Origin of the sequence: Candidatus Allofontibacter sp., assembly GCF_040404065.1 — a bacterium.
GTDB lineage: Bacteria > Pseudomonadota > Alphaproteobacteria > Pelagibacterales > Pelagibacteraceae > Fontibacterium.
In genome coordinates this window covers 6,591-18,052 of the sequence record NZ_JBBAJM010000004.1, presented here as the reverse complement: position 1 = coordinate 18,052, position 11,462 = coordinate 6,591, and the positions used below count along the sequence as shown (strand labels likewise).

Genomic DNA, 11,462 nt, shown 5'->3' with positions numbered 1-11,462 from the left:
AAGGTACCTTGAGGTAACCAAAAAAATAATACTTTTTAAAAATTTTGTTTTTTCTATTGGTGTTAGTCCATCGTATATCTTGCAAGAACTGTAAAATAATGAATGCTCGTTGATACACTTTGAAATGTAACAAACGCACGTGTTTCATTTTTAACTCCAAAACATGCAATATTAAAAATTGGAATAACATTTGTATCATCTGTATATCCTGATACAGAAGACATTATTTCTGTTCTTGTATCAAAAATAGTTGTTCTATTAGGTACATCGAATTCTATATAACAATTTTTACTATCCTCAGTAGGAATTACAGTAAATGAAAAGGACAACATTGCCTCATTTACAACTGGTAATAGTTTGTTATTACTATACCCGCCAAATGTACAATTTTGAGCATTACTAAATGTTAGTGTTGGTATTATAACAGAAGATGATACATTAATAAATCCATCAACATATACATTACCACCTATATATAAATCTTTACCAACACTACCACCACCAGCCACGGTTAATGAACCACCGTTTGTAATACTTGTAGAATTTGCACTACATCCAACACTTATACCACCATTTATTATTAAAGCACCAGAACTCGAATTAGTTGAATTTTTAGTAGACGAGATACCTATAACACCATCATTGTTTATCTTTAATTGTTGAATATTGTCTTTTGTACAAAAGATCACAGATCCAGAACTTGAAGAAGAAATAAAGACATTACCAATACTTCCAATTGAATTATTACCATGTACAACAACTTTGGCTGACTCATTACTATTAATATCATTTTTACTAGCAGCAATCAACCCAATGTATCCATCTTTTGTATCAGTAGAAATAAAATTATTTGATTCTATCGTTAATACAGATGATATATTACTAGTCGTATTAATACCTATATAACCGTTATTAGTTATAGTAAAAATCTTTTTAGCATATTCTGGTGTAATATTAAAATCTGTAAATGTTAATGAAAACTGATCATTTACACTATCTGATAATACACCAAAACGAGTACCAGTACCACCCTTTACAAAATCTATATAAGAAACAGAATTGTAATCATTCTCTAAACGTATACTACTTACTTGTTGTTTTATATGTAAGGATTCTCTTATACTAAAATCACTTTCGCCTATACCTATATTATTACCAACATACAACTTTTTTCCTATAGCAGCACCACCTAATGTAGTTATTGTTCCACCATTTGAACAATTTACAGAATCTGTCGTGTTTGAAATTGACAAACCACCAGTCGTATAAATACTACCATTTGATGCATTTGTACTGGGATCTGTACTAGACACAGTTAATCCCTTAACACCCATGTCTACGTAATCATAACTTGTGATTTCCTTTGTTACGGTGTCTCTAGTATTATATACTAAATTAAACTTTTTAATAGAATCATTAAAATATAACGATACATACTGTGAATTATAAAAATAAACAGTATCACCATTTTTAGGATTTTGATCAGTCCATGGTATATCTATTTCAGCAACCCTTTGAGCACCATTATAAGAAACTATTTTTCTAACTTGACCAAAATTTGTACCAGATACAACCTTTATCCACCAACCATTATAATAATTATCAGATGAATTTGTTAAATTACTAAACTTTACCTGAACATTATTAGCAGTTACTTGATTTGGTAATGAATCAAAAAATACATAACCATCAGATACAATTTCTCCTGATCCAGAGTCATTCGATGATTGATATCTTTGAAATGCTATACCGAGATCACGTGAACTATCCGTATTAACATTATTACGTCCAAATATAGGAAAAGAATCAGATGATGAAAAATCTCCAACCACTATATCACCACAACTTAGAGCTATTCCACTTTCAGAATTAAATGAACTGTATTCTTCAGTCCAAGTACCTATATCATATCCACTCGTTACACCATTTGGTTCACTACTTGTACCTTCATCTTTTATAACAAAAGGACTTTCTGTTTTATATAAAACATTTATAAAAGTTTTTGAATTTGCAGGTGTTTGTGAAAATAAATGATACTTGTTACTTAATACGTCATGGTAAACTGAAATAATTAAACCACTCATTTCTCCTAATGTATTATGTGTTGTGTTATTATTAGAAGAAACAATTTCTATCATGTAATTATTATTTGTAAATTGTACCTTACATTTATAAGTAATTTCACCAATATACGTCCAAAGAATAGAACCAGAACTGTTATTTATTACATCAAACTTTCCATTTCCAATAAAAGAAATTGAACCACCTATATTAACATTCTCACCAATACCAACTCCTCCAGAAACAGTTAATGCACCATCTGTAGTGCAGGTACTCGAATTTGTAGAAAATATTTTTAAAGTATCTCCAATTAATACATTTTTTAATACACTTAACCCACCCATAGCAGTTATACAACCACCACTTGTAATATTTATAGCAACGCTTGTAGAATTAATACTTATACCTCCAGTTAAAACAAAAGAAGCTGAACTTGGTGTACTCGAAGGAGTCTTATTATTAAAAACAACAGACCCATTGTTTCCATCTACACTAAATACCTTTTCTATAAAATTACTTTGATTATTATATCTCGATAATGAAAAATCATTGTTGTAAATATCTCTATCTAAAGTATATCTTAAATTCAACGTCGATCCATCATAAAATGATATCACTTTTGTATTTTGAGAATAATAATTAGTTGCACCATATACTGTATTTGAACCTCCTATATAAACATCACCACCAAAAGATCCACCACCAGGTGTCAATAATGCACCGCCATTATCCAAACTAGTCGCGTTTTCATCTGTTTGTAAAACTAAACCACCAAATGTTACAAGAGAACCAGTTGATAAATTTTTAGCAGCATCTGTTGCAGTTAAAGTAAGATAAGCAAAAGTACTTGAACTACTACCACTAGCATTGATAGAACCACCTATATATATATCACCACTTATAGAAGCACCTCCTACAACAGTTAAACCACCACCATTACCTATATTAAAAGCATTTTCACCTGATCCAATAGATAATCCACCCTTAATTACAACAGCTGCTTCTAAAGATGATGTAGATGGAGTTTCATCGTAAAATGTTGTTACACCACCTACATTTAAATTTTTTTGTATACCAACACCACCATTTGCTATAAACGACCCATTTGATGTATTCGTAGAATCTATAGATGAATTAAACATCACTAAACCATCACTCTTAAATGTACCAGCTACTTCCAATGATACACTAGGTGTAGTTGTATTTATACCTACATTACCATTTGATAAAATAGTAATACGACTTTCTCTATTTGTTGACAATTGAATTTTTGACGTATTATCTCTTTTATCATTTATAATAACTAAACTGTCTGGGTATATATTATTTGAAAAATCATCGTAATTTCTAGACATACCAATAAAAGCCTTTGTGTCTCCTGCATATGCAAATTCTATTTGTGGCCTGGAATTTGGTAAAGTAGAATCGATATCAGCATCTAATAAAATATTAACATCAGCTGTGCTTGCTACATGCAAATTCTGTAAAGGACTACCTGTACCTATTCCTAAAAATGTATTAACATTATCATAATATAAATTAGAATCCACTAATACACCGCGTGTATTATTACCAAATAATATATTTCCAGATGAAAACAATGTAGAACCTGTACCACCATAAGGTACTTCTACTGTACTAGCCTTCCATACACCAGTTTCAATAGTTCCAAGTTTTTTTACATGAGATTGATCACTTTTTGTAGATAATGCAACTCCACTACCACCAGTCAATCCAGTACCAGCAATTGAACTTTTTACACGTAAAATATCAGATACTATTTCAATACTTGAATTGTCTACATTTACATCAATTCTATTAAAATCCTTTGACAAACCATCACCTGCATCTACTTCACCTAAACCTGTAAATTGTACAAAAACAATAGGATCAGTCCCACATATATCTTGATCTGGTTCTGTATGACAAACCCAACCAGTAGATCCATAAAGATTACCATATTGTATAAATACATACACTCCAGCAGCATGATCACCATCTATTAAATCAGAAGATCTACTTGGAATACCAGAGATATTAACTATATACATTCCATTTTCTATTTGATTGTCTTGATCCTTTATTAAAACACGATCACCTACCTTTAAAGTATACCCATCGATAACAGAATTTACAATAAAATCTGTATTTAAATTTCCATTTACAGTTGTAGTGACTTGAACAGAATTCTTTATATACATACCACGCAATGCAGCTAAATCAACATATTCCTTTGTAGCTGCATCCTTTGATCTTATAGGAGTTTTTACATTTGTTATAAAATTATCATAAAGATCTAATGTACTGTACAACACAGTTTCTCCAGCTACTTTTAAATTTTTTTGTATAGCAACACCACCAGAAACAACTAAAGCACCACTTGAAGTATCAATAACATCTTCTTCATTCTTTAAATGCACATTAGTATTTGTATTAAAAATAGTATTATTTACTAAAAAGTTTTCACTACTATTTACAATAAAAGTACCAGATACAAGAGTTTCACTATTATTTGTATCTATATTAAATACAGTATTATCTGAATTATCCTTTACTGAAAAAGCACTATCAGAATCAACATTCGATTTAAAAGTACCATTAGTTATAATATTTTTAACAACTCCTAAACCACCATATACAATAAATGATGCAGTAGAAGAATTTGTAGCTTGATATGTACTTTTTAACCCAAAAGTACCCTTTGATAAAATATTTCCAGTTTCTGTTTCAATACTAAACAATTCCGTTTTACAATCATCACTTGTTACAACAAATTTAGGTTTATCTCCTACATTGCTGTAGTCACTATATTTAGGAATATTTATTGAAAAAACTCTACCAGAATTAAAAGTACTAAATCCTCTACCTATTGAATAACCATTTGTATTATCTATCTCAGTTTTTAATTGTAATAAAGATTGGAAATTTGTATTTGATATACTTTTTATATTCAAAGATCCACTTAAACCATCACCTGTATTAATGTCAATTACTCCAGAATCAGTTGTATCAATTATAAAAAGATCCTGAGATCCCTTTGATAAAATTAAAGACCTTCCTTCTACAATAGTATCTATTACTAAACCAGTTTTTGTATATATAGTTTTCTCTACACCTATACCACCTAATGTATAAATCGACCCAGATGTACCATTCATACTTTCATTTTCACTACTTAGATATAAATCTGTCTGGAGTATTTTTATATTGCTATCTGCTCCAATTAATAAATTACCAGTAGATTCTTTTATATATTGAAGAGAACCTCCAAAAGTTATAGGTACATTACTTGTCACATTTACTTTACCACTTGGAGTAAGATATATATCATTATCAGACAACACATTTAGATCATTGTTACTGTTAGATATTATTTGTTGAAAACCACTATTTCCAAATTTTACACCAGTATCAGTAGCCACGCATACATTTAATCCTTGTCCTGGAATTAAAAAAATATTATTACCAGCATTTATACTAAGATCATTGTTTAAATTTGCACTAATCTTTTGATTTGAATTTGAAAAGGTTAATTGGATATCCACTGGTAATTTAACTCTTCTAGCTTCACCAGGTTCTAATAAAATATCTTGTCCACTACCTATAACCATATTATTAGAATTATCTGTATAAATTTGTTCATTTTGTGTAGAAAATGTGATTGGTATCTGATTAGGTATACGAATCTTTTTATTTGCATTTAGAAAAAAATCTATATGACCATCACTTGCAATATTTACATTTTTTGTTATACTATCAGCACTAATACTTCCAGATGTACTACCCAATCCTATTAAACTATTATATGGAAAAATTGTATTACCTGTAGGTGACATCGTGATATCAACTGGTGACACAAATGTTAAATCATTAGTGGTAGTATTTGTATAAATACTACTTTGTCTTGAATGATCTGATCCTCTTAAAAATATTTTCCCATTAGTCCATGTATCATATTGTATACCTACACCCCCATTTATAATTAAAGACCCAGTACTCGAACTTGTAGCATTTGTACTAGATGTTTGTATTAAATCAATAGATATACTTCCTCTTGATTCTATTCTCTTTGTAACACTATTCCACATCATTATACCATTTTGTAAAGGATAATCTTCTATATTAGCAACAGCCTGCAAATTACTAATAACTCCAACTTTAAACATTTTATCAGATTCATTATAGACCATACGATAATTCTCGAGTACACCTCTATTAATTTCTATACCTGATTGATTTAATGTAACACCTTCTCCAGTTTCTAATCTATTTAATACTACAATATTATCTTCAAATTCAATTACGTTTGTATTAAGAATTGTTGTATTTCCCTCTACATATAAATTACCCTGAACTGTAGTTTCACCAGATATCATCAAATTCGCAAATGTAGGTGAATCTGTTGTTTTTACACCTTGGTTTAACCACAAGTCATGTTTGGATACTAAACCATATACATTTTGATAATCAATCCTATTATTTATTAAATGTTTAGGCATCTTTCTTATTTAATAGTAGTAAAAAAATTAATTACTATTTACGAAAAAGAGTTTAAACTTTTAATAAAAAATAAAAATTGAAATAATAAGAAAAAGAAAAAAAGACATTTAAAATGTCTGGAGCACGTACAATAGAAGAGACTTATAAAAAATTAAGTCAAAGAGAGCATATTTTGCATCGTCCAAATATGTATATTGGAGATACTAAAAAAACTTTGGAAGAAATGTGGATTTTTAATAAAAATATCAACAAAATGCAAAAACGTATGGTAGAATATAGTCCAGCTTTCTTAAAAATTTTTGATGAAGTATTGACAAATGCATTAGATCATTCTAATAGAGATCCTACTGTATCTACTATTAAAGTAGACTACAATAAAGAAACTGGAGAAATTATTGTATTTAATAATGGTACAGGTATTCCTGTAGTAATGCATAAAGAACAAAATATATATGTACCAGAATTAATATTTGGTCACCTTCTTTCTGGAAGTAATTATGACGACTCTCAGAAAAGAATTGGCGCTGGAGTTAATGGACTTGGTGTAAAATTAAGTAATATTTATAGTAAAAAATTAGAAATTGAAACCATAGATTCAGAAAAAGCTTTACGTTTTGTACAAGAATTTTCTGATAATATGGAAAAGAAATCAAAACCAAAAGTAACAAAAAATTCTGGTAAAAGTTTTACTAAAATTAGTTTTATACCAGATTATAAAAAATTCCATATGAATGGACTCGAAAAAGATGCTATAACACTTATAGACAAACGTGTATATGATTGTATAGCTTGTACAAATAAAAATGTATCTGTATTTTTAAATGGAGAAAAAATTAAAGGAAAAGGTCTAGTTGATTATGCAAATTATTTTTTCAATACACAAAAAGATGGAGATCTTGTCAAAATGTATTATGATAGTTTTATTCAAAAAGTTGGTAAAAATGAATTGATTTGGGAATTTATTGTTGTTCCTAATGATCAATATACACAAATTTCTTTTGTAAATGGAAATTCTACTTATCATGGAGGTAAACATGTAGATCATATAATATATCAAATTACTGCAAAGTTGAAAACACTTTTAGAATCAAAAAAGAAATTAAAAGATGTCAAACCAGCAATGATCAAAGAACGTTTATTTTTATTCTTAAGAGCAACTGTGGTAAACCCACAATTCAGTAGTCAAACAAAAGAACAATTGACAACTCAATCAAAAGACTTTGGATGCAAAATTGAAATATCTGATAAATTTATCGATAAATTATGGAAAAGTAGTATAGTAGAAGAAATTGTTCAAACTTATAAATTAAAAGAATCTATGGATCTTGCTAAAAAAACAGATGGGTCTAAAAAAAATAAAGTTTATATACCAAAATTAGAAGATGCACTTTGGGCAGGTACTGCAAGATCATCAGAATGTACTTTAATTCTCACAGAAGGTCTTTCAGCCATGACTTTTGCAATGTGGGGAAGATCTATAGTTGGACCAGAACGTTACTCGGTTTACCCCTTAAAAGGTAAATGTCTAAATATTCGTGATGCAAGTATTTCACAATTAGCAAACAATGAAGAAATAAATAATCTTAAACAAATTCTCGGATTAAAACAAGGAAAAGAATACAGTGATACTAAAGATTTAAGATTAGGTAAAATAATGATTCTTACTGACTCTGACGTAGACGGTTCACATATCAAAGCTCTTATTGTAAATATTTTTCATTACTGGTGGCCTAGTCTTGCTAAACTTGATTTTATTCAAACTATTAGAACACCTATTGTAAAAGCAATCCGTGGTAAAAAAGTTATCGAGTTTTTTACAGAACAAGACTATCATAAATGGAAAAATATAAATGATATCTCTAATTATCAAATTAGATATTTTAAAGGGTTGGGTACTTCTAAAAAAGAAGATGCACAAGATACTTTTCGTAGAATGGATGAACTTAAAATTGATTACTTTTATAAAGATAAAAAGTGCGATGAATCTATAGAATTAGCTTTTGAAAAAGACAAAAATACAGGTAAAAGTAAAACTAGAGAAGGTACAGAAGGCGAAGGAGAAGACGAAGAAGTTCTCGAAGAAAAAGAAATTGTAAAATGTTCTGATAAACGTAAACGTTGGTTGGCACAATATGATAAAAATAGTTATATTGATGTAAAAGAAAAACGCGTTAGTTATACAGATCTTATTCACAAAGAACTTGTTCACTTTTCTATTTATGACAATTTAAGATCCATTCCAAGTATCTGCGATGGTTTAAAACCGAGTCAAAGAAAAATTTTACATTACATGTTGAAAAAAAATATTACAAAAGTTGTTAAAGTTGCTCAATTATCTGGTTATGTATCAGCTGAAACAGGATATCATCATGGTGAAGCTTCTTTACAAGGAGCTATTATTAATATGGCACAAGATTTCGTTGGATCTAATAATATAAATTTATTGTATCCAGATGGAAATTTTGGATCTAGATTGCTTTCCGGAAAAGATGCTGCTAGTCCAAGATATATTTATACACGGTTATCCGATATTACAACAAAAATATTTGATAAAAGAGATTCTAATATACTTAGTTATCTAGAAGATGATGGATTATCAATTGAACCAGAATGGTTTCTTCCTGTAATACCAATGGTTTTAGTTAATGGATGCGAAGGAATTGGAACTGGGTATTCTACATATATTCCACCTTTTAATCCAAAAGATATTATTGCAAATTTATTACGTGTACTAGATGATCTAGAACCTTTAGTTATGACACCTTATTTTAAAAATTTTAATGGTATCTTGGAAAGTATAGAAAATGGGTCCTTTATAACTAAAGGAAAATGGGAAAAGACTGGTGATGCACAAATAAAAATTACAGAATTACCAGTTGGTACAGCTGTTACAACTTATAAAGAATTCCTTGAATCATTAATTGAAGGTGCATCTGATAAAATAAAGAATACAACTAAAAGTAAATCTAAATCTAAAGGTATTTACTTGAAAGATGTTAAAAATAAAACAAAAGATGAAAATAGTGAAATTTGTTTTATAATAGACTTTAAAAATTCAAATGACTTAAATGATCTTTTAAATAAAAATGAAGTTGAGAAATTCTTAAAATTAACAAAGACATTTGGAACTAATAACATGTATTTATTTAGCGAAAATTTGATCTTGACAAAATATAAAAATGCAAATGATATCTTGTTGGACTTTTTTGATATTAGATTAGAATATTATGAAAAAAGAAAATCATTTCTTATAAAGCGTTTAACAAATGAATTAACTTTACTAAATTCTAAAGTTAGATTTATTAACGAATACATTGATGGATCTTTAGATATTAATAGAAAAAGCAAAGATTATATTATAAAACTATTAGAACAAAATAAATACCCAAAGTTAAGTTGGGGTATTGATACAGATAATGAAAATGGAGAAAAAACATCTCCTAATTATGATTATCTTGTAAAAATGCAATTAGTTTCTTTGTCTTCTGAAAAAATAAAAGAACTCCAAAATCAAAGAGATTCTAAACAAAAAGAATTGAGTATTTTACAATCAAAAACAGAAAAAGATTTATGGAAAGATGATTTACATTCTATTCTTAAATTATCATACATTTGATCATTATATACATTATACACAATTTAAACATTATTTGTATAAATTTTTTTTATTTTTTATTAGTATTATAAACAATATGAATAAAGAAGAAAATCCAATAAAAGACAAAGACAAAAATAAAGAAATAGAAGTAGAAGTACTAAAAAATAGTGAAATAGATGTTGAAGTAAATATTGAACAACAACAAGAAATAGAAGTAAATACGATAAATATTGAACATACTATAAATACAACAGATATAACAGATATAACAGATACAACAGATACAGATAGTTATACAAGTACTTGTAGTACGTGTAGATCAAGTTCAACATATCTACATTTATAACACTTTACATGCTTTAATTAATTTAAATAAAAAAAACAGAATTACGTATTTTTTTTTTTATTTTATAATACTATAAAACCAAAACAAAAAACAATGTCAGATAACCAACAAATACAAATAAAAGAAATAAAAGAAGATAAAAAAATAGAAGTAGAAGTAGAAGTAGAAGTAGAAATTTCAAGCGACTCTAGTTCAACTAGCTCTAGTTCAAGTTCAAGTTCCAGCTCAAGTAGCACTAGTTCGTAAAACAACACATATTTAACAACACATAACATATTTAACAACACATAACATATTTAACAACTTTTAAATATACTCGCCTTTGCGCATTTTAATTAATTTAAATAAAAAAAACAGAATTGTGTATTTTTTTTTTATTTTGTAATAGTATAAAATAAAAACAAATGACGAATAACCCACCAATACAATTACAAGTAGTAGATAATACTAAAAAAAATAAAAAACAAAAAAAGCAAATCAAAAAAATTAAAAAAATTAAAAAAAAATCACCATCAAGTTCTAGTTCAAGTTCAAGTTCTAGTTCCAGTTCTAGTTCCAGTTCTTCTAGTTCTAGTTCAAGTTCAAGTTCTAGTTCTTCTAGCTCCAGTTCTTCAGATTACACTAGTAGCACAGGTAGTACTAACGTTTTACATTGTTCAGCTGTTCAAACTTTTCTTATTTAAATCAGTCTTTGTTCCTTGCCGAACAGATGAGTCCTGTATCTGTAAGGTACCTTGCCTAATAACAGTAGAAACACTTTGACTAGCTTGTCTATTAACAGTAGAAACACCTTGACCATTAATACCTTGTCTAACCATAGAAACACCTTGACCATTAATACCTTGTCTAACCATAGAAACACCTTGACCATTAATACCTTGTCTAACAACATTTTGATTATTAACATTTTGATTATTAACATTTTGATTATTAACATTTTGATTATTAACATTTTGA

The 11,462-nt window shown here is 28.3% G+C and carries 6 protein-coding genes; 4 read left to right on the top strand and 2 right to left on the bottom strand.

What is annotated here, in order from left to right; translation table 11 throughout:
* Positions 1–62: 62 nt before the first annotated feature.
* On the bottom strand, positions 63–6,560 hold the full coding sequence (locus AC8IG9_RS06355) for a beta strand repeat-containing protein (RefSeq protein WP_507425975.1): 6,498 nt from the start codon (positions 6,558–6,560) through the stop codon (positions 63–65).
* Between the two features lie 113 nt (positions 6,561–6,673).
* Here AC8IG9_RS06355 and AC8IG9_RS06350 point away from each other — a divergent pair, with 113 nt between their 5' ends.
* The 4 genes from AC8IG9_RS06350 to AC8IG9_RS06335 all read left to right on the top strand — a co-directional run bounded on the left by AC8IG9_RS06350 (position 6,674) and on the right by AC8IG9_RS06335 (position 11,188).
* Positions 6,674–10,177 (top strand): DNA gyrase subunit A, encoded by a 3,504-nt coding sequence (locus AC8IG9_RS06350; protein WP_507425974.1) that lies wholly within the window; start codon positions 6,674–6,676, stop codon positions 10,175–10,177.
* Complete coding sequence (locus AC8IG9_RS06345; RefSeq protein WP_507425973.1) at positions 10,140–10,505, top strand: hypothetical protein; 366 nt, start codon at positions 10,140–10,142, stop codon at positions 10,503–10,505. The genes AC8IG9_RS06350 and AC8IG9_RS06345 overlap by 38 nt, the downstream gene beginning before the upstream one ends.
* Positions 10,506–10,598: 93 nt before the next feature.
* Positions 10,599–10,751: a hypothetical protein gene (locus tag AC8IG9_RS06340; protein WP_507425972.1), complete on the top strand. Its 153-nt coding sequence runs from the start codon at positions 10,599–10,601 to the stop codon at positions 10,749–10,751.
* 158 nt (positions 10,752–10,909) lie between these two features.
* A complete protein-coding gene (locus AC8IG9_RS06335) occupies positions 10,910–11,188 on the top strand; it encodes a hypothetical protein (protein WP_507425971.1) in 279 nt (92 codons plus the stop codon).
* Here the strand turns inward: AC8IG9_RS06335 and AC8IG9_RS06330 are convergent.
* The coding region (locus AC8IG9_RS06330) for a hypothetical protein (protein ID WP_507425970.1) at positions 11,162–11,462 on the bottom strand (301 nt) is incomplete at its 5' end. The genes AC8IG9_RS06335 and AC8IG9_RS06330 overlap by 27 nt on opposite strands.